The sequence below is a fragment of the Pseudomonas sp. DW-iso3 genome (assembly GCF_058725305.1).
In genome coordinates, this window is record NZ_JBZXDZ010000002.1 from 722,162 (window position 1) to 742,714 (window position 20,553).

The 20,553-nt window shown below is 55.2% G+C and carries 14 protein-coding genes and 1 pseudogene; 8 read left to right on the plus strand and 7 right to left on the minus strand.

Annotated elements, in window-relative coordinates:
• Window positions 1–55 precede the first annotated feature (55 nt).
• From AC4PS7_RS09115 to AC4PS7_RS09150, 8 genes are all read left to right on the plus strand, one after another.
• A complete protein-coding gene (locus AC4PS7_RS09115; RefSeq protein WP_492179336.1) occupies window positions 56–700 on the plus strand; it encodes a DUF2026 family protein in 645 nt (214 codons plus the stop codon).
• A 733-nt stretch (window positions 701–1,433) separates the two neighbouring features.
• Window positions 1,434–2,699 (plus strand): ABC-three component system protein, encoded by a 1,266-nt coding sequence (locus AC4PS7_RS09120; protein ID WP_492179337.1) that lies wholly within the window; start codon window positions 1,434–1,436, stop codon window positions 2,697–2,699.
• Window positions 2,696–3,184 carry a three component ABC system middle component gene (locus tag AC4PS7_RS09125; protein ID WP_492179338.1) on the plus strand — a complete coding sequence of 163 codons (489 nt, stop codon included), beginning with the start codon at window positions 2,696–2,698 and terminating at the stop codon, window positions 3,182–3,184. Before AC4PS7_RS09120 ends, AC4PS7_RS09125 begins: the two co-directional genes overlap by 4 nt.
• The gene (locus AC4PS7_RS09130) at window positions 3,181–5,145 is read left to right on the plus strand and encodes a DUF3732 domain-containing protein (RefSeq protein WP_492179339.1); all 1,965 of its coding nucleotides are present in this window, start codon (window positions 3,181–3,183) and stop codon (window positions 5,143–5,145) included. The genes AC4PS7_RS09125 and AC4PS7_RS09130 overlap by 4 nt, the downstream gene beginning before the upstream one ends.
• A gap of 138 nt (window positions 5,146–5,283) precedes the next feature.
• Window positions 5,284–5,745: a hypothetical protein gene (locus AC4PS7_RS09135; RefSeq protein WP_492179340.1), complete on the plus strand. Its 462-nt coding sequence runs from the start codon at window positions 5,284–5,286 to the stop codon at window positions 5,743–5,745.
• Window positions 5,746–5,837: 92 nt separating this feature from the next.
• On the plus strand, window positions 5,838–6,356 hold the full coding sequence (locus AC4PS7_RS09140) for a hypothetical protein (protein ID WP_492179341.1): 519 nt from the start codon (window positions 5,838–5,840) through the stop codon (window positions 6,354–6,356).
• A gap of 288 nt (window positions 6,357–6,644) precedes the next feature.
• Complete coding sequence (locus AC4PS7_RS09145; protein WP_492179342.1) at window positions 6,645–8,375, plus strand: ATP-dependent nuclease; 1,731 nt, start codon at window positions 6,645–6,647, stop codon at window positions 8,373–8,375.
• On the plus strand, window positions 8,365–9,783 hold the full coding sequence (locus tag AC4PS7_RS09150) for a UvrD-helicase domain-containing protein (RefSeq protein WP_492179343.1): 1,419 nt from the start codon (window positions 8,365–8,367) through the stop codon (window positions 9,781–9,783). Before AC4PS7_RS09145 ends, AC4PS7_RS09150 begins: the two co-directional genes overlap by 11 nt.
• Window positions 9,784–9,961: 178 nt before the next feature.
• Here the strand turns inward: AC4PS7_RS09150 and AC4PS7_RS09155 are convergent.
• From AC4PS7_RS09155 to AC4PS7_RS09185, 7 genes and pseudogenes are all read right to left on the minus strand, one after another.
• Window positions 9,962–10,162 (minus strand): annotated as a pseudogene (locus AC4PS7_RS09155) (transposase); the annotation flags it as partial.
• Between the two features lie 154 nt (window positions 10,163–10,316).
• On the minus strand, window positions 10,317–11,636 hold the full coding sequence (locus tag AC4PS7_RS09160; RefSeq protein WP_492179344.1) for a hypothetical protein: 1,320 nt from the start codon (window positions 11,634–11,636) through the stop codon (window positions 10,317–10,319).
• Window positions 11,637–11,691: 55 nt separating this feature from the next.
• A complete protein-coding gene (locus tag AC4PS7_RS09165) occupies window positions 11,692–13,074 on the minus strand; it encodes a hypothetical protein (RefSeq protein WP_492179345.1) in 1,383 nt (460 codons plus the stop codon).
• A gap of 536 nt (window positions 13,075–13,610) precedes the next feature.
• Window positions 13,611–15,035 (minus strand): HlyD family type I secretion periplasmic adaptor subunit, encoded by a 1,425-nt coding sequence (locus AC4PS7_RS09170; RefSeq protein ID WP_492179346.1) that lies wholly within the window; start codon window positions 15,033–15,035, stop codon window positions 13,611–13,613.
• Between the two features lie 5 nt (window positions 15,036–15,040).
• The gene (locus AC4PS7_RS09175; protein WP_492179347.1) at window positions 15,041–17,185 is read right to left on the minus strand and encodes a type I secretion system permease/ATPase; all 2,145 of its coding nucleotides are present in this window, start codon (window positions 17,183–17,185) and stop codon (window positions 15,041–15,043) included.
• A gap of 165 nt (window positions 17,186–17,350) precedes the next feature.
• Window positions 17,351–18,760: a TolC family outer membrane protein gene (locus AC4PS7_RS09180; protein WP_492179359.1), complete on the minus strand. Its 1,410-nt coding sequence runs from the start codon at window positions 18,758–18,760 to the stop codon at window positions 17,351–17,353.
• A gap of 201 nt (window positions 18,761–18,961) precedes the next feature.
• A partial coding sequence (locus tag AC4PS7_RS09185; protein WP_492179348.1) for a calcium-binding protein occupies window positions 18,962–20,553 on the minus strand: 1,592 nt, incomplete at its 5' end.

The following is a 20,553-nucleotide window of genomic DNA, read 5'->3' on the forward strand; positions in this document are numbered from 1 at the left end:
TCTGTGCACCAGTGGAGGCCGGGGGACCGGGCCACCCTCATTGAAAAGGACAACCATGAGTAAGAAATCGCCTGAGCTAATACCGCTCCTCGACTATTTGCGGATTCATCGTGTCATCCGCAGCGTGCTGGATTCGTGTCAAGCAGACACTGCTCACGCCTGCTGGTACTTCAGCATGGCGGGCGCTGCAATTCTCCGTCAGCACTATAGGAGGGAGGCTCATCCCCTCGCGGGCGCAATGTGCCTGATGACAGATGTCGAAGACTCGAAGGTCATGTGCTTCGCAACAATTGAAGATGGCGAAGCCCATAGCAGCCCCAGCGCCTTCCACGCGATGGTTGCGTGCGACGGCTATCTAATCGACTTTATGAGCCCGATTTTTCCTGAGACGGCTAAATCTTCCCACCACGCATTCACCCCACCAGCCAAGTCCTTTCAGCGAAAATTCGACACCATGAATCCATCCCCCATGGAGCTCGAACAGCCTGGTGATTTTTTCTTCGATCCAAATCCAGTGCTGACCGACAACCTTGTGCGGAAAGTCCTGGAAAGCAGATTTCTCGGCGACGTGATAAAGGGATGCTGTGACTGGTACAGGCGGCCCCCGAAAACAATCCCTCCGACCATCACGGTGGGTGATGAAAAAGGCCAGATGACCACCGTGAAGCTCAAGGATGTGTCAGTAGTCGGTTCTTGGTAAGCAAAACAGGGTTGGGGCAATTCGCAAGGTGGTCCCCGCTGAGATGAACCCCACTCCTCCCACACTGCCCTGGCGACTTTCCGCGTAGCGAGCTACGCGTTCTGCCTGATTGAACAGCAAGGCGAACTAGACCTCTACGCCAGCTTCAAGACGGAGCCAGACGAATCACAGTTACGGGAGGAGGCAGACGGTAGGACGTCATCGCACCTAGCGCAAGTGGTTGCCATGTGCCACCACTCAAGTCAGAATGTGCTCAATGGAGTTTCGGTTAGGTCAGATTGAACATGGAAAGACTGCCAGCACGAGCGCAAAGTACAAGGGTGATCTTCGCCCTAGGTGTATCCGTCGCAGCGCCGCTCATCTCGCGCCTCCCCACTGGCATCAAACATCGCACCACGACTCCCCACTGCAGAAGCACCAACAACCGAGCTCCTTTCACTCCAGCGCGGCCCATGCCCTCCTGCGAGAAAGCGGTCGAATCCCACGCGAATCTGTTCTTGTGCCGGCGGCCTTCCCACACGCTCACCCTGCACCATCAAGCTTTCACTCGCAAGACATGATGGCTCCGCAGGCAAGGGCTCGCAGCCACTCAGACTGCAATAGCCAACCACTACACATCAGGCGTTGCTTGTGGCGTATACGACCGCATCAGAAGGCGTTCGATAGACTAGGCTCGCCCCCATCCCAAGCACAGCAGACCTGGGATGAACAACCTTGGAGCACGGGCTGAATTATGAGTTCTGTAGCAAGCAACGATTCCGCAGACCAAAAGAAAGATAGCGATCCCTACAGCGCCGGAGAACAGGGGCTGGGCTACATCTTCCAACCCCGCTTTGCGCTGTACCAGGCGTTAGAGCTTCCAGAGGACACCGCGATCCTCATAGAGAAGGAAGATGACCTCGATTTCCTGGAATCCTCCGGAAAGAAGACACTGGCCTCTCTCAAGCACAAGGCTGCTGGTGAACGCCTGACTGACCTGTCTGTCGACTTTTGGAAGTCGGTCAATATCTGGCTAACTCGCTACCTGGCCAATGGGCGGGTTGAGTCTGACTATCAGTTTTTTCTGTTCACCACCTCGTCCGTCGCACCGGATTCATTCTTGAGATTCTTTCTGTACGGCGCCAATACAACGGAGGCTCGGCCCAGCCTTTGGCAACTGACAGAGAACACGCTCGCCACCAGCAAAGCGAAATCGTTCACCAAGATCAAGGAGTTGCTCACGAAGCTGACAGCGCTGGAGAAAGAGGACTTCGTATCGAGAATCACGATTATTGACAGCACGCCTCGGATTGGCGATCTCCCAGCACTCATCAAAGCCCAGAAAATGCGGCCAATCCGTGCTGAGCACAGAGATGCAGTCTTTGAGCGCCTGGAGGGATGGTGGAATGACCTGATCATCCAGATGCTCTGCGAGCCGCAGAGCGAGCCCGCATATGCCCGGGACGTTTCAGAAAAACTGTTCAACTTCAGTGAAGAGTACAAGGATGACAATCTCCCGATCACCTTCGAGGACGCGACACCCATATCCCCCATTGATGTGAGCATCGATAACCGGCTGTTCGTTAGTCAACTCCGTGAGTTGAAACTAAGCCCCAGCCGCATTCGAAATGCGATCCTGGACTACTACCGAGCATTTGAGCAGCGCTCAGCCTGGGCAAGGCAGCGCTTGGTGGGCTCTGAAGAAATCATGAAGTATGAACGCCGGCTGACGAATGAGTGGGAGCGCACCAAAGACGTCCTATTCGACGATGATGCACTCGGTGCGTCAATCGAGGACTGCTCTGACCCGGAACTGATTACCGCTGCCAAGAAGCTGTATACCTGGGCTGAGACAGAAGCCCAGAAGCTTGATCACCTGAAAATCCGGGCACGTGTGACTGAGCCTTACGTACTTCGCGGCAGCTTTCAGATTCTCGCTAACAAGCGCCCCTATCCCACCGTTTACTGGCATCCACAGCTTCTGGATCGCCTATCCAAGGCTGCAGGAGAGACCGAATGATTCGCTGGGACGAGCGTCCGTTTGAGACCAAAAATCTGTTCAACCCTGCCTTCTGCGCGATTGTCTTGATCCGTGCGCTCAAGGCCTATGCGGTGATAGATCCCAAGGGGATGCCCTTTTCGATGTCACTGCTTGTATTGCCGCTTAGCCTCCACCACGAATCTCGAAACGCACTGCTCAAGCACTACAAGGGCTACCTGCTCAAAACGGTAGAAACCTACCCACAGATGCAAATCGGACTGGCAGAGAGGGTAACTGAAATGCTGCCGTTCACTTTCGAGGCATTTGCGTTGGCGCACCACACCGATTGCTTCGAGGTTACCCCGCAGGGACGACTCCTGCCGAAAGCCAGGAGGGTTAAAGCAGACATCGAGGGCACCGAGGAAACAGTCGCGTGCCAACGTACAGCGGCTCTGTTGGGGAGAGAGTTCGCCAAGATTGCAGACAGGGTTACGGTGTACACCGCTTTTGGAATTCGACCATGAAAATCAGCTCCATCCATGTATACAGCCACGATGGCCAGCGCCGCGATGTCAACTTTGAAATCGACGGACTCAACATCATTACGGGCCGCTCGTCGACAGGTAAATCCGCCCTTTCGGACATCATCGAATACTGCATGGGCCAATCCAACTTCAACGTTTCGGATGGTGTTATCCAAGACAAGGTATCCTGGTTCGCAGTGATCTATCAATTTCCGGACGTGCAGGTCATGGTAGCGAAGCCGGCCCCACGGTCAGGCGGCGCGAGCTGCAGCCTGGCCATGACGCGTACCGGGGAGTTCGTGCAGCCCCTTGAGTTTTCCGAGCTTGTGGTCAACACGGACGACGTCGCCGTCACCTCGTTGCTGTCACGCCAACTTGGCATTCCTGAAAACCGCACAGAAGTTGCGGAGGAGCACACGCGTAACAGCTACGAAGCCTCCATCAAGCATTCGTACTACTACCTCTTCCAAAGGCAGGGCCTAGTCACCAACAAGGATCAGCTTTTCTATCGCCAGAACGAGCCGTTCCAACCCCAGGCGATCAGAGATACGCTTCCCATCCTGCTCGGCGCGTCAACCAATGAGCGATACGAGCTGCAGACTAGGCTGCGGACAGCTCAGCGAGACCTGAGAGCCCAGACAAAGCTGCTTGAGCAGGCGAAGCAAGCCGTGGGCAACAACCGAAACCAGGCCATCGCACTGCTGACTGAAGCCAAGTCCGTAGGAATACTCTCTTCAGAGTCCCCCATTGGGGAGGTCGAGGAGATCATTGCCGCGCTCAAAACAGCAGCACAATGGACTCCCGCCAAACCGCACTCCCAGCCTGATGACAAGGTACCCAAGTTGGAAGTTGAGCTGGTCAAGCTGAGGAAAACCAAGCGCGAGATCAAATCCAAAATTGAGGCCGGCCAATTGTTCGAGCGGCGTGCCGGCGGCTTTCAGAGCGAGGCATCGGAACATATCGACCGCCTCTTATCCATCAAGTCGCTTCCGAAGAATGCAACAACAGGCGAATGGCAGTGGCCTTTTGCAGAAAAGAACTTGGCGATGGACACCCCGATAGCCCAAGCGCTCATCGGCGAACTGGCGTCTCTGGAGGCAGAAATGCAGACAGTGATGGGGCAACGTCCGCAGATTCAGGGCTACCTAGCGGAGGAAAACCAACGCCTTCAGGACACGACCAAGTCGATTGTCGAGAAGGAAGCGGAGCTGACAGCCGCCATCGCCGCCAATACGGTGCTGGCGAACGCACAGAAGCAAAGCGACGCCGCCAAGCATGTCGTGGGGCGCATCAGCTTTTTCCTTGAAGGCTTCGTCCCTGACAGTTCGCTGAAACAGCAAGAGGCTGACTATCGCCGTCGGGAAATGCGCGTTCAGGAGCTGGAAAAGGCGCTGGCAGATGTCGATCTGGATGACCGCCTGGCGTCGATCATGAACAGCATCTCGGCACAGTTCAATCTGTACAACAAACGCTTCGAATCTGAATTCAGTGCCTACCCTGCCCGATTCGACCTGAAGAAGCTGACTATCATTTTCGACCGCCCTGAGCGCTCTGTGCCCATGGCTCGGACAGGAGGCGGCGAAAACTACCTAGCCTATCATCTCTCCGCGCTGCTCGCTTTGCATTGGTACTGCGCCAAGAGCAATCGACCCATGCCGCGCTTCTTGTTGATCGATCAGCCGACCCAAGTGTATTTCCCCTCAGAGGAATCTTACAAAGCGGTCGACGGTACGGTATTGAACACCGAGCAATCCGATGCCGATATGGACTCGGTACGCAAGCTGTTCAACTTGCTATACCAGTTCACGGTCGAAGACGTACCAGGCTTCCAGATCATCATCACCGAGCACGCCAATCTACGGGATGACTGGTTCCAGAAGTCTCTGGTTGAGGCACCTTGGAGTAAACCCCCGGCGTTGGTGCCTGAGGGCTGGCCACTCAAGGGTGAAGTGACGTTCTGACGAGCTGTTGAATGCGCCGCTTCTCTTGGCGATAGGTACCAAATGCATCCACTTGAGTTGCATCGAACCTAGGCAAAACCGAAAGCTTGAGTGAGTCCTGGCCCCTCGTGCCAGGACAGCCTTCCACCAGGAGTTGCCATGACCCGTCTCCGCTTCATCCCCATTCAACTGACACGCTACCCACACACGAACGAAGCGCTGTTCGCCATTGCCCTATGGCCCGTATTGTTCGCGATCGGCTGCTGGCGAACGCCACAAATCGTCCAGTTTCTGAACGCTCAGGGGGTTGAGATCAGCATCCTGCAGGTCTTTCTGGCGGGCTTTGGCGCCTACCTGTTTCTGCTCGGTAAGCACCGCGTGTTCAACCACCGCTATTTCGAGCACCACGCAATCAATATTGCCTGGTACCGTCGACTGCGCGAGGTTGATCAGAACATGGTTGCAGCAGGCCTGGCTGGCACCGATACGCATAGGGCCGTGACGAGCGAGATGGCGCAGCTCCGCAAGCAATTGGGCTTCTTGGTCGATGCGGATAACTTCTATCGCAAGCTGAAAGTGTTGATCCGGGTAATGAGCTGGCTGCGCGGTAAGCTCAAGTAACTCAGTCATTTTCCCCCTGTAAAGTACAGTCCTGGTTCGCAGCACAGAGCCCGGCATCTTCGGTACACAATAAGGATGTTGGAGTACACGTCATGACCATCGAGCTAAACACCAAAGCCATCAGAGGGCTCACCCGTCTCGCGCTTCCAGCCGACGATGGTTACATCTATCGGCTTGGGGTCGCGCTGTACGGCTTTGCTTCCCTCAGCAGCTTCATGGCCGAGCTCGCTCACCATATGGATCCGCTCGTGAACCGCACTGAGCTTCAGGCAAGAACGGGCGGCGAGATCCTCAGCGAATTCCGCAAGTGCGTAAAGAAAGCTAAAGCAACAAAACCGGCGGTCGGGCCTACTGGCCGCGCCGCCGCTGACATGTTCCAAGCACTAAATACACGGCGTTCGGACATCATGCACGCCTACCCGATCACCAACCAAGCCAGGCAGCAAATTCTGCACCGTCGGCTGGACAAGAAAAATCGCTACTTCGAGGTCACCAACGAGATACTGGAGGAGTTCATCAGCAAGCTACATGACGTGAGCAGCTTGCTGTATGACATTCGCGCCATCATGAAGCCAGAGCTTGGCGACCGAGCAGCAGCTGCTAATCAGTGAGTAACCTGGATGCGTGCCCAGAAGCCTTGGACGCGGATAGCTTCAAGCTTGGCTTCCTGGCTAAAGTGGGATGTTACGCAGCAAACCCAGCCGCTAAAGGCATCCCAGCGCCTGAGCTGCTTGTTATCGCTTCAATTGCCACTCCAACCAAATGGCAGGAAAGCAAGCTGGCTACCGTCCAGGATGGAAATCTGATGTGACGTCTCATCACGTGCACTGTGCTGACTCGAAATCTAGCTATGATCAAAGCGAAGCGGCATCGGGCAGATCAGCGCAGGGACTTACTGTATGGCAAGGATTCGTCGGCTCCAGATCCAAAACTTTCGCTCTATTCAGAACTTGGACTGGACACCCTCACCCGGCTTCAATTGCTTGATCGGCCCTGGCGATAGCGGAAAGTCCAGTATTCTTGATGCCATCGATCTTTGCCTCGGCGCCCGACGCAACGCACCTTTCGGCGACACCGATTTCTACCAGCTGGATGTTGCACAGCCGATCCTGATCACGGTGACGCTGGGTGGCCTACCTGATGACCTGATCAACCTCGACAGTTATGGCGATTTCCTGCGCGGCTTCGATCACACGAACCGAACGCTAGAAGATGAGCCGCGTTTCGGTATCGAAACCGTACTGACTCTGCAACTCAAGGTCGAGAGTGATCTGGAGCCTTCCTGGCGGCTCTATTCTGACCGAGCGAGCCAGCAGGGCATTGAGCGAAACCTGGCCTGGAAGGATCGAGCACGCATCTCCCCCGCTCGCATCGGAAGCTATGCCAACACCAACCTGTCGTGGAGCCGTAACTCCATCCTCAACCGATTGACCGAAGAGCGGCCTGCGCTCGGTGGTGCCTTGGCAGAGGCCGCACGAGACGCTCGGAACGGTTTCGGCGTACAAGCAGGAGCTCAGCTTCAGCGGCCTCTGGAGATTGTGACGCAGACCGCCAACTATCTCGGCGTACCCGTTGGTGCAGCCGCCCAGGCATTGTTGGATGCCCATGCAGTCTCGATCGGTGATGGCGCCATTGCCCTGCACAACGACCAGGGCATTCCTCTACGATCGCTCGGCACCGGATCGTCTCGCTTGCTGGTAGCGGGCCTTCAACGCCAAGTCGCACAGGCAGCCTCCATCGCACTGGTGGATGAAGTGGAATTTGGCCTGGAACCCCATCGCCTGATTCGCTTCATGGACTCTCTCGGCGCCAAGGACACCCCAGAGCCCCTTCAGGTGTTCCTGACCACCCACTCCCCAGTTGCCCTGCGTGAACTGTCGGGGCATCAACTCTTCGTGGTTCGTCCACTACAGGGGCATCACGAGGTTCGCCAAGCCGGAACATCCGATGATGTACAGAGCACGCTCCGGGCTGATCCCGAGGCCTTTCTGGCCAAACGCATCGTGGTCTGTGAAGGTGCCAGTGAAGTGGGGCTGATGCGCGGCCTGGATCAATACTGGGGCACTCTCGGCAGGCCTTCCTTCCTCGCGCTGGGCGGAGCCTATGTCAACGTCAACGGCGGCAGCCCTGACAACTGCTACACGCGTGGCTCCGCTCTGCTGAGCCTCGGGTACCAGGTGCTTGTGATCGTCGATGCGGACAAGCCCCTAAATCCCGCCATCCAAAACGCTTTCCATCTGGCGGGAGGACAGTCTGCCACCTGGGGCCAGGACAGAGCCTTAGAAGATGAGCTGTTTGCATGCGTGCCGGACACCGCCATCGATAGGCTGCTCGAAAAAGCCATTGAGGTGCGTGACCGAGAGTTGGTAGCTGTCCATATACGCGATCGTTCGCAAAACAACCTGAATCTAGAGCAAATCGAGGCATTTCGAGCGCAAGGGGTGCCTTACGCACCAGGTACTCGAAGCTATCTAGGACTTGCTTCACGCATTCGCAAGAATGGCTGGTTCAAGTCGGTGACAACCTACGAGTTCATCGCAAAGCACATCATTGGCCCCAACCTGCAGGCGTCTCATCCCGACCTCCAAACGACCATCAACCGGATCAGAGGCTGGATTCATGCCGCCTGAAATCGCGCTGTTCGATTTTCCAAGAGGGTCGATAACGGCGCCGGCAGGCTGCGGCAAAACGCAGCTGATTACGGACACGTTGATTCAGCACACGGGGCCAAAACCCATTCTGATCCTTACCCACACCAACGCCGGAGTCGCAGCGCTGCGCGCTCGCATGGCCCGTGCAAGAGTGCCGCCCGCCTCATTTCGCATTGCAACGCTGGATGGCTTCGCCATGAAGCTAATCGGCAAATTTCCCGCCCGAAGCGGGCACAATCCAGCGATCATGCAGTTAGCCAATCGCGCCGCTGACTATCCTGCAATCCGCGCGGCGGCTATCGCGCTGCTGAGCGGGCAACACTTGGATCAGGTGTTACGGTCAACTTACTCGCACCTATTGGTCGACGAATACCAGGACTGCAACCAAGCACAACACATCATCGTCACCTGGCTCGCTGCCAGTTTGCCCACCTATGTCCTGGGCGACCCCATGCAGGCCATTTTCGACATCGCACAGAATCGCCTGGTCGACTGGAACACCGATGTCCTTCCACACTTCCCCAGGATTGGCGCCCTGGCCACGCCTTGGCGATGGCGCCTCGCCCATGCGGAGAACCTGGGGCTCTGGCTGCTTCAGATGAGAGAGCTGCTGGAAGCCGGTCGCCCAGTCGATCTGGCTGCAGCGCCCCACGAAGTTCAGTGGATACAGATCCACCCAGCCAATGCCGACGCGCAACGACGAAACGCTGCATTGACCCCGCTGCAAAACGGAGAGTCGGCGCTGATCATAGGGGATGCCAGAAACACGGCAGGCAGGCAGCGCCTGACAAGCCAGACACCAGGTGCAACAACGGTAGAGGCTGTGGATCTGCCCGACCTCATCACCTTCGCTCAGAGCTTCGAGCTGGCAGGGCCAACGTCGCTGAGCCAGATAGCCAACTTCGCCGGGAGCGTGATGACCGGTGTGGGCGTTAATGCTTACCTCACTCGGGTGGAAACCATCCGCAATGGTCGCAACCGCACACCACCAACAGTCGCTGAGTCCGTCGCGGTGACCTATCTGGCAGCCCCCAGTTTTGCAGGTGTGAGCGACCTCCTGCAGCAGCTCTCCCAGCAGCAGGATTGCCGCGTATACCGCCCGGAAATCCTTCGCTGCTGTATCGCCGCGCTACGAATGGCAGCATCTCACACGCACACCTTCCGCGAAGCGGCTATCCAGATCCGCGAGCGCAACCGGATGCAAGGGCGCCCATTGTCGCGTCGAGCAGTAGGCAGCACGTTGCTGCTGAAGGGACTGGAGGCTGATGTTGCGGTGATTTTGGAGCCTGAGCAGATGAACGCCAGGAACCTCTACGTTGCCATGACGCGTGGCGCGAGGAGGCTCATCGTCTGTAGTCAACACCCTATCCTGACGCCTCCCAGATAGCGCGATTTCACAAGGTTTGACAGGGAGCGATCGCATCCTATCGATTAGCCCGAAGCGAGATCCATACGGCAAGATCGGATGAAAAATACGCATCGCTCAGAATAGGCAGGCCCTGATGTTCGAAGACGACCCTGCGCAACAAATATTGCTGGAGGTGTGACCGAAGGCGGGAGCGTAGTTTGAGCATCTGGTCGAACGTGCCTTGGTTGCGCCAATCACGACAGCGTTGATAGACCGTTGACCAAGTGCCAAAACGCTCAGGCATGTCACGCCAGGCCGCACCGGAAGAGAGATCCCAGAGGATGCCATTGAGCATGAGCTGATCATCGGCTTTGTGGCGCCTGCAATGGCGAGGCGCGATAAAAAAGTCGGGGATCAACGCTCAGGATTCGACTGCAATTTCGTTTAGCCATCAGAAACCTTCACCAGCTGAAGTAGGAGTTCCATGGAATTCATACATTTACGCTTTCCGAAATAGTTTCGCCTAATTTCGTACAGAGCCTAGGCTGCACATTTGCGGATATAGGCTTCGCTCAGTCGATGAGCGAGTCGGTCAACCGCGTAAGGTTTTGCTCAAGCTCTTCGGCAAGCCAAGGAGACACTAGGTTTCCATGCATGACGCTGTTTCTCACCTTCTGCCAGACATTGAGATGTTCTTTATCAATCACCCCGTTCTCTACCAAAGGCTTGAGTCGATGAAGCACACCCTTCTCCCGGGCGCCTCGCAGTGAAGTCATGAGCCTTTGGCGAAGCTTGTCATCTCCCTCCCATTCTTGGACATGCACTTCCAGGCTTCTGATGGACGCCTCCCAAGTGTCGATGTTTTCCTTGCCCGAGATAACAGACTTCACCGGAGGGAACATCAGATTTGCCACACCTTCGATGACACTGGCAAGGGTCATACATAGTACCCAGTGCGAGCCAGTCGTGGCCTGGGCAATTTCCTGGTAGTACTGAGTGAGCTGATGAAGTGCTAGATCCGGTGCCGCCTTGTTCTGTCCCGCTCGGATAATCATGGACAGGATCTGGCCATAGAGCTCCCAGAAGCGCTCACTGTGCCATCGCTGGTCTTTGGCTATCAATAACGATGAAACCTGGGTGTCTGCAGTGTGATCTGAGACATTGCGCAAGGCGATTAGCGCAGATCCATTACCCATGTTGCGGGCCGTCAGGCGCGGATAAACCAATTGACCAAAAAGAAGGTTGAGCGGCTCTCCGACCCAATTCTCTAGGAACACGCTCAGGGAAGGCTGAAATCCAGATGCTGTAACCCATAGCCTTTCATCACCCCAGCTACGATGGAAGGCGACTGTCCCGCCCTCAACCTCGATCTGGTGTTGTTGATCTATCCTTTGCCTGGAAGTCGACTTGGGCGACTCTGCACTCTCGCGCAACGCTTTCCGGCTGAGCAGCGGAATAGGAACGCTCAGTTGCGCATCATAGACCACCTCCACCCCTGGCTCGGGATGTATCCTTGTCCCTGAGGCCATGGTCATGATTCCCTGAATGCTTCCTGAGAGCCGCCAGGTGCCCTTCGCAGTTTCACCGATCTGAACGTCTACCCAACCGCAGTTCCACTCTACGCCCTCATAATCAACCGCGAAGACTCTGAGCTGATCCAGATTGACGTATGGATTTTCGAACGCGAGCATGACGCGTTCAAGCGCCTTGGCTTCATCAGCCGGCGTCCCGTGCATCACAAATTCCATCTCAGTGCGTGACTTGATAGAGATGTGGCCAGGCCCGGTGAAAAGAGGTTCTTCTTGGTCGTAGCCTATAACCTGCATCGAGGGGCACTCGATGAGCAGTGGGAGATGTAAAAGTCGATGAGCCCAGCTATCTAAAGTTCGCATTCACTTTCCTGTGTAAGCAGAAGGTGACGCTTTTCAGCACCATCCTTGACCGATCTCACCGAAGGGACTTTGCCGCTTTGTCCTGTTCCCAATGGGTGATGTCTTCAACTTCGTTTGTCGCATCGGATCCGAGCATCAGGGTCTGCCGGGGGAAGAGCCCCAACAAGTGTGGCACCCGCGCAAAGTCCTGTACTGTCTCGGCCCACTCGTAGCTGTCCTCAAATGGGTAGTAGTTGACCGCGTGTACGAAGACGCCAAGCACAGAGGTTTCAGAGGCATCGTAGGCACCGATCTGGTCGACATTTTTGTCCCGGCGTAGCTTCTCGACCTCGATACCGTCACGAGTCTCAAACCAGACGTGCACCACGCCAGCGCGATCGGGAGGAATTTGGCTCACGCCGTCGTTGACCAGGCTCTTGAAGTGCTTGGAGCGTAACGAGAGTGAGTTCTCATGGTCGCAGCGCCATTGGGCACCTACGCAACTGGCGACGTCTTTGACAAACATGTTGAGGATGTCGTCATTGGTTCCAGGGCGAATGACCCGACTTGCGACAGTCGCGACGTTGCGCTTTTCGTTGCTATCGATGTCACCGAACACAAGCAGCTCTTGTTGCGGGCTATTGGGCCTAACAGAGAAATTCCGGTAGTGGCGTTTGAGCCCGACCTTGTCGATTACGCGAATTTTCGCGGTAATGGCCCCCACCCTCACCCCTTGCTCATCTGCCTTGATGGCAAGGTTCACCACCTTGATTACATCCTCTTCTGTGACATCTGACACTTTCTCATGGAACGTCAGATCAACGATCCTCCATGGTGCGGCTTTGAGCATGTAATGGCTCACCTGCGCCCAGATGTTGGCCCAAGCTTCCTCCTCGCCAAGCGAGTACTTTGTTTGTTTATCCGAGCGTTTACATTCAACGTAGAACTCCAGTTCACCTGATTTGACGAGCAAATCTGGCGACTTCTTCTTCCCGTTCGGCCACGTGATGCTGTTCTCTGGAATGAAGGCAACCTCGTAACCGTTTTTCAGGTAGAACGAGGCCGTCAGCAGCTCGAACAGCTGCGTTTCCGGGTTATTGTTGTTGGCCAACATCTTGTCTAGGACATCTCCAACGCTGGGTACGCTTCGGAGTTGCTCGGCAACGGCGCCGATGGCCATGGCGTAGGGAAAGACTCGTCTACTACTGTAAGCCGAATCACTGTAGGGAAAATCATGGGACAGGTACGATGCGAGGATGTACCAGTCGATATCATTTTCTGTCGGCGTGAAAAGCTGCGACTCGATCGGTAACTTGATATCGAATTTCGATTCTTTGTCACGGATGAGCTTCACATAGGCGGCTTTGCGCTCAGCCCAGCTCTGTGACCCGAGCCTGTCGACCAGGAGTTGGTAAAACGCCTTGGTTCTTGCTCGCTCAACCCGACTGACAACATCCATTGCGGTCTCTCCATGTTGGGAGTCTGGAGAGTAACCGGAAGAATAGCTATATGCCATCAAAGGCATCGTAATACCGTCCAGCCGCACGCAAAAATCAAGGTACGCTGGCCTTGCTTCAAAACATTTCAGGCATCAGCCCAATCAGCCACGTAGGCTCTGATCGGGCTTAGGAATCAGCTTAACAGACGAGGCAGCTTTCCACGACATCGGACCGTACTGAGCTTTAAGGCCAGCCCGCACCAACGTCGGGGTAAAGAACCCGTCTCGCGACCTGAGAGTATCCAGCACCAATGCGGGTTCGAGCCTGTCCATGAGACAGAACCTGAAACGGTACTTATATTTACCGAATCACCCTGGATTTCAGTGGTTTTCTCAAAAAACGAAAAACGACGCCAAAGCGTCTTATGCACAAAACGCAGGCAAAAAAAGCCACTCGTTAGAGTGGCTTTCTCTTTTATGCCTGGAGCGGGAAACGAAACGTGCATTGGACTGACCCAAGGCATCGATTTTCATATGGCGATTTGCCAATCGCCTGATCAACGCTCTCGCAAGCTTGAGTTTGCATACGCTTGCAGCGGGCTTAGGAAATACTCAATTACCCGCCGCTGATCAGTCTTGGCTTCTGCCGTCACAGACATCCCTGGAGAAAGCTCGATCGCTCTGCCATGCACGTTTACCGTACTACTCAACAGGCGAATTCTGCTGCTGTAAATAGGCCCTCGCTTTTCATCTTCCACGGCATCGTTTGAGACCGAAACAATTTCTCCTTCAACCGTTCCATACTTGGTGTAAGTGAAAGTCTCCACCTTGACGGTTACCGATTGTCCCGGTCGAACAAAACCGATGTCCTTGTTATCGAACATGGCTTCGACTTCGAGCGCCTGGCCACGGGGGGCAATGACCATTAACGGTTGAGCCGCCGTCACCACTCCGCCAACGGTGTGAATAGCCAATTGCTGAACAGTACCATTAACAGGAGCCGTCAGACTCATCAGGTGATTGCGCTGCTCTGCTTTCTTGAGCTCTTGGAGGAGCGATGCGGTTTTCTGCTCGGACTGCTGTTGAAGATCCAGCATAGTGCGCCGAGATTGAGCCAATACCATCTGACGGCGTCCCAGTGCTCCCCTCTTTGAGGCCGACACTTCAGCCAGCCGTGATCGCTGCACCGAGATATCGCGCTCCTGATCCATCATGGCTTGCTGTTTTTCAAGGTAGGCGTGTCTAGGCACATACTGCTGGGCAAGCATCTGCTGGTAATCCTCAGCCAATCGCTTGGTTATGGGCAGTGTTCTTTGCAATGCGATCAAAGCCGCTGTCACAGTTTGAATCTCGGCTCCACGCTGCTCAATTTCAGCATCAATCTGTTCCAGCGAGCTGCGCAGCTCTTGGTACTGGCCTTGCAACCAACGCTCAGCCGCATGCTCTTGCTCAGGCGCCGCGCCAGGAATCTGCCCGGCCAAAGAACCTGGCGCTTTCCCGGTTTGAATCGCGTCTATCAGAGCAGTTGCTCGAGAACTGTCGACAGCGGCCGCCAACAACTCGCTTTTCAAGCGTTTGATATCGGCACCGGTCATGTTGGTGTCCAACTCAACCAGCACATCGCCGGCTTTGACAGACTCGCCATCACGGACCTTGATCGCACGTATGACCGCTACCTCACTCGGCTGTATTGTCTTGCTCTTGCCGCTGGCCACGACCTTACCTGTTGCGGTGGCGACCACATCAAGCTGGCCAAAAACAGACCATGCAAATGCCAACAAGGCAAACAGCATAATGGTCCACAAAATGTAACGTGGCGCGGGATGTACAGGCTGTTCCTGTAACGCCAAGGCGGCGGGAAGGAACTGCACTTCGTGGGACATGCGTACGGGAGCATCCATTTGCTTACGCTGCCCCCAGGCCAGCTTCCAGGCTTGCCGATATCGTCGAACCAAGTCGCGACCCGCCGAGGGTTTGTTCATGGTTCTTATCCTTGCTGCAGAGTGTAAAGACGCGCGTACTGACCAGCCGGAAGCTCCAACAGTTCGTTATGAGTGCCCTGCTCTACAATCTGGCCGCGTTCCATCACCACGATCCTGTTCGCATCACGCACGGCAGAAAGGCGGTGAGCAATGATGATCACTGTGCGTCCTTTGCATATGGTCTGCATGTTCTGCTGAATGATGCGTTCCGACTCATAGTCGAGGGCGCTGGTAGCCTCATCAAAAATGAGCACGCGTGGGTTCCCGATCAATGCTCGGGCAATGGCTACTCGTTGGCGCTGCCCGCCCGACAAAGATGCTCCATGTTCACCCACGACGGTGTCGTACCCCTCCGGCAGCTCAAGGATGAATTCATGCGCGCCGGCCATTTTAGCGGCTTGCATGACCGCCTCGAGCGGCGCGCCAGGGTCGGTCAATGCAATGTTTTCGCGAATGCTGCGGGCAAATAGCATGTTGTCCTGCAATACCACGCCGATCTGGCGCCGCAATGAAGATACATCCGCCAAGGCCAGGTCCATGCCATCTACCAGCACACGCCCCCGCTCCGGCACAAACAGCCTTTGCAGCAGCCGTGTCAACGTGCTTTTACCGGAACCGGAACGTCCAACAATACCGATAACTTCGCCCGCGTTAATAACTAGGCTGACGCCTCGGAGCACCTCTGAACCTTCCGGCCTATATCGAAAATGCACCTGATCAAACTCGACATTACCCTTGAGCGTAGGCAATGCACTGCGGGTTGCCTGTGACATTTCTGTGCGACTATTGAGGATGTCACCCAAGCGTTGAACCGAAACGCCGGTCTGTTGGAAATTGGTCCATAGTTGAGCCAGCCGCATGATCGGCTGTGAAACACGACCGGCCAGCATATTAAAAGCGATCAGTTGACCCACCGACAGCTGCCCTTCAATTACCAGTCGTGCGCCCAACCATAGCGTCGCGACCGTTACCAATTTGCCAATGAGTGAAACACTTTCATTGGCAACGGTAGAAAGCGTCTGGGTCTTGAACCCTGCGGCGACGTAAGACGCCAACTGGTTGTCCCACCGGCGGGTAATCAGAGGCTCTACCGACATCGATTTGAGCGTATCGATACCGTTGATGGTTTCGACGAGGAACGCCTGGTTCTCCGCACCTCGGGCAAAGCTTTCATTCAACCGTGCTCGAAGCAGCGGCGTGATGAATAACGAAACAATGAAATAAAGCGGCAACGATGCCAGGACAATCAATGTCAGCCATCCACTGTAAAAAAGCATCACCGCGATGAAGACGAAGGAAAACAACACGTCCAACAGCAACGTGATCGCATTGCCAGTGAGGAAACTACGGATGTTCTCCAGTTCACGTACTCGCGCCACTGAATCGCCTACCCGCCGTGCCTGAAAGTAAGCCAGAGGCAGCGTGACCAGATGTCGAAACAAGCGCGAACCGAGTTCCACATCGATCCGGCTTGCGGTATGAGCGAAGACATAGCTGCGCAGCCCACTGAGTACCGATTCGAAAAGCATGATACCTAGCAGCCCCAGGGCGATCACGTCGAGTGTGGTCAGGCCACGGTGAACCAATACCTTGTCCATCACTACTTGAAAAAACAGAGGTGTCAGCAGTGAGAAAATCTGCAGTACGAACGACACCAACAAAACTTCTCCCAGCAGTTTTCTATATTTTACGATCGCAGGAATGAACCACGTGAAGTCGAACCTCGACAGCTCACCTGGTGCAGCGCTTTGGGAACGAACCAGGATCAACTCACCGCTCCATCGCTCCTCCAGCTCTCGACTTGAGATGACCAGGGGACGTTGCGAAAGAGGGTCGTGGATAAGTATTTTTTCCTGATCCACACGGGCAATGATGAAGAAGCTTCCGTCAACGGCACACGCGATTGCAGGCAACGGCGTTTGTGCAAGACGGTCTGTCTTGGTACGAACAGACTTGCCTTTGAGGTGGAGTTGACGAGAGGCAAGAAGGATCTCGGCCTTGGAGAAGTGCTGACCTTGCACGACGTATTCGTGCAATAGCTGCTCAGGTGAGACAACGACACTGTGAAAGCGCGCGAGCATGACCAGGCAAGCCAGCCCTGTATCAACGCTGCCTGAAGGCTGAGCGGCCCCTGAGTTCTGTTCTTGCATACGACTGCATCCCTGCGAGAAGTCTGGAAGTCCTGTTTGGCACCCTGGCATCGGGGTCCCGGATCATTGGTTCAAGCGTAACGTCTTTGATCGAGAGACCCGGCTCGATACTTAACGTTCAGTTAGCCGTATTTCATTCGGACCTGCAGGCAGTGGCCCGTGTAATTAGCTGTGGTCGGGAACAGGCTTGATCGTAGCAAGCGGTAACCCGCCTGCGTTGGAAATTATCAGCTCAGGCGGTAGAAAGTCACGGCGCGGGTTGTAGTCAGCCTTGAGGTACGTCGCCAAGCTTTGCAGATCTGAGGGACTTAATATGCCCGCTGCATGCTTCAAGCGCAGGTTGTTGAGAATGTAATCGTATCGGGCATTGTTATAGTCCCTCACTGAGTTATAGAGCAGACGTTGTGCGTTCAGCACATCGACGGTATTGCGCGTACCGATATCGGCCCCTACCTGTGTGGCTTTCAACGAGCCCTGCGCAGAAAGTATCGTTTTCTTGCGCGCACGGATCTGTTCTATGTCCGAACTTACTGCTCGATAAAAATTACGCGTTTCCAGTACTACAGTGCGGCGCTGACCTTCGCGTTGCTCCTCCACCTGAGTCAATCGCTTATAGGCTTCACGCGCCTGTGAACTGATACGCCCTCCACTGTACAACGGCACACTGACCTCTATTCCGATGGAACTCTGTACCACATTGTCCTTGTATCCATCACGACCAAAATCGCTGGGGTTACTGTAACCAAAACTATCGTTGTCGCCTTTGCGGTAAGACGCTACTGCTGCAACAGTCGGCGCATGGGCGGACTGTCGTTGCCTGACTGTGTCTTCGGCGGCCTCGACCGCGATATTGCTGGCTAATAATTTGAGGTTCTGTTGGACTGCTGAACTCACCCACTGCCTGGCATCTTCGGGCACGGGAGAAAGTACCGGTAACCGATGCGAGACGCCCTCGATACTCAAGTATTCATGATGGGTCAATCGAATGAGCTGCTCAAACGCATCATCAACTTTTCGGCTAGCCAGCTCACGGTTAGCCTGGGCGTTATCGTAAGCAGCCTCCGCATCGAGCACATCGGTGATGCTGGACAGGCCTCCTTGCAAACGACCACGGGCCTGATCCATCTGCTGCTTCAGCGCAGCCTCCTCAGCTTCTGAAGCCGCGTGATTATCAGAAGCGCGCAGCGTTTCAAAATAGACTTCAGCCGTTTTCAGAATCAGTTCTTGTTCAGTCGCTGACAACTCCAACTCGGCCTGGTAGGTCGTCGCCTCTGCCACTTTCAAACCGAACCATGCCTCAGCGTGAAACAGGGGTTGTCTCAGGTTCGCCTGATAGGTGCTACCACTACGCGCGCGCGTCAATTCAGGCGCATCACGTTCAAGACGGGTGGACTCGAACGTCGCGGTAGAACTGACAACGGGCAGTAAGTTAGCGCGTGCTTGCGGGACTGATTCTTGCTGGGCTTCAAACCCAGCGCGCGCCGCTGCCAACTCTGAGTTGTGCAGTTGCGCCCGTCGATAAACCGCCATCAGCTCGGCTCGATCAGGCTCACTGCCCGTCTCAGCTGCCGCCATCACTGTCACAGGCAGCAGCCACACAAAAATCCAGGCAGCATTGACGCGACTCATAGGCAAATCCTTTTGCGAGGCATCGACGATAGGCAGGCATTGAGCACGAGAGCTCAATGCCAATCAAAGCTATGTCCGACTCAAAAAAAGGTCAAGCCTGGTTACCTCAAAAGGGTAATGACAGCCATCAGTGACATACCGCGCACCTTACACGGGACCTACTGACAGAGGCAGGTCCAGCGGAACTGGCCTGTTGTATTGATTCAAATCTTGCCCAGGACCTACAGGTACGAACGCGGCCATTGCATCGATCAGCAACTGGGTTTGCCCAGTGAACGCCGCCAGCCTGGTTGCTCCGACGCCTTCATCTCCGGTAATGGACATTTCCTCCAACGCCTCGATCATGAATTGATCCGATAGAACGATATTACTTTCTGCAATGCGCGAATCCACGAAAACGAAGCCAGCGTCACTCATCGCTTTACTATTAGACGGTACTGCCCCAGTGGTTATTTTTCCGGCGACATCGGCACCGTTCCAAACGACACCATTCGCAAACTCAATTTTTTCCAACTTGTATCGATCGTCACTTGAAGTGAACCAGTTCTGCACCGTGATCTGGTCGCTGCCGTTGCTATGGCTGAGGATCACATGGTTGCCTGAGCGCGACACCGTTATGTCAGCCGCGCTTATCCCCGCGCCGAAACGCAAGACATCGACGTTGCCGCTGTAGTACGCCGCATCATCATTGATGATGTCCTGACCATCGCCCAGTCCAAACAAATAGAGGTCAGAACCGCTGCCACCGTTGAGCACATCATTGCCGGTGCCGCCGATTAATTGGTCATTGCCGAAGCCGGCATTGAGCACATCGTTCCCCGCTCCGCCATTCAGTACATCGTGTTCCGAACCGCCGTTCAACGTATCGTTGCCACCCAGGCCGTTAAGTGTCTGGTTGCCAGTAGAAGGACCGGTCAGTACGTCATCCGCGCTGGTGCCTGTTGCAACCAGCAACGCAGCCGCCGCTTGAGCGCCGGCCCACACGGTGCCGTCCGCAAACTCAATGCGCTCCAGCTTGTATCGATCGTCACTTGAAGTGAACCAGTTCTGCACCGTGATCTGGTCGCTGCCATTGCTGTGACTGAAGATCACATGATTGCCTGAGCGCGACACCGAAATATCCGATGCACTTATTCCCGGCCCGAAACGCAAGACATCGACGTTGCCGGTGTAGTACGCCGCATCATCATTGATGATGTCCTGGCCATCGCCCAGTCCAAACAAATAGAGGTCAGAACCGCTGCCACCGTTGAGTACATCATTGCCGGTGCCGCCGATTAATTGGTCATTGCCGAAGCCGGCATTGAGCACATCGTTCCCCGCTCCGCCATTCAGTACATCGTGTTCCGAACCGCCGTTCAACGTATCGTTGCCACCCAGGCCGTTAAGTGTCTGGTTGCCAGTAGAAGGACCGGTCAGTACGTCATCCGCGCTGGTGCCTGTTGCAACCAGCAACGCAGCCGCCGCTTGAGCGCCGGTCCACACGGTGCCGTCCGCAAACTCAATACGCTCCAACTTGTATCGATCGTCGCTTGACGTGAACCAGTTTTGCACCGTGATCTGGTCGCTGCCATTGCTGTGACTGAAGATCACATGATTGCCTGAACGCGACACTGAAATATCCGCAGCGCTTATGCCCGTTCCAAAGCGTAAAACATCAATATTGCCGCTGTAATACGCCGCGTCATCATTGATGATGTCCTGACCATCGCCCAGTCCAAACAAATAGAGGTCAGAAC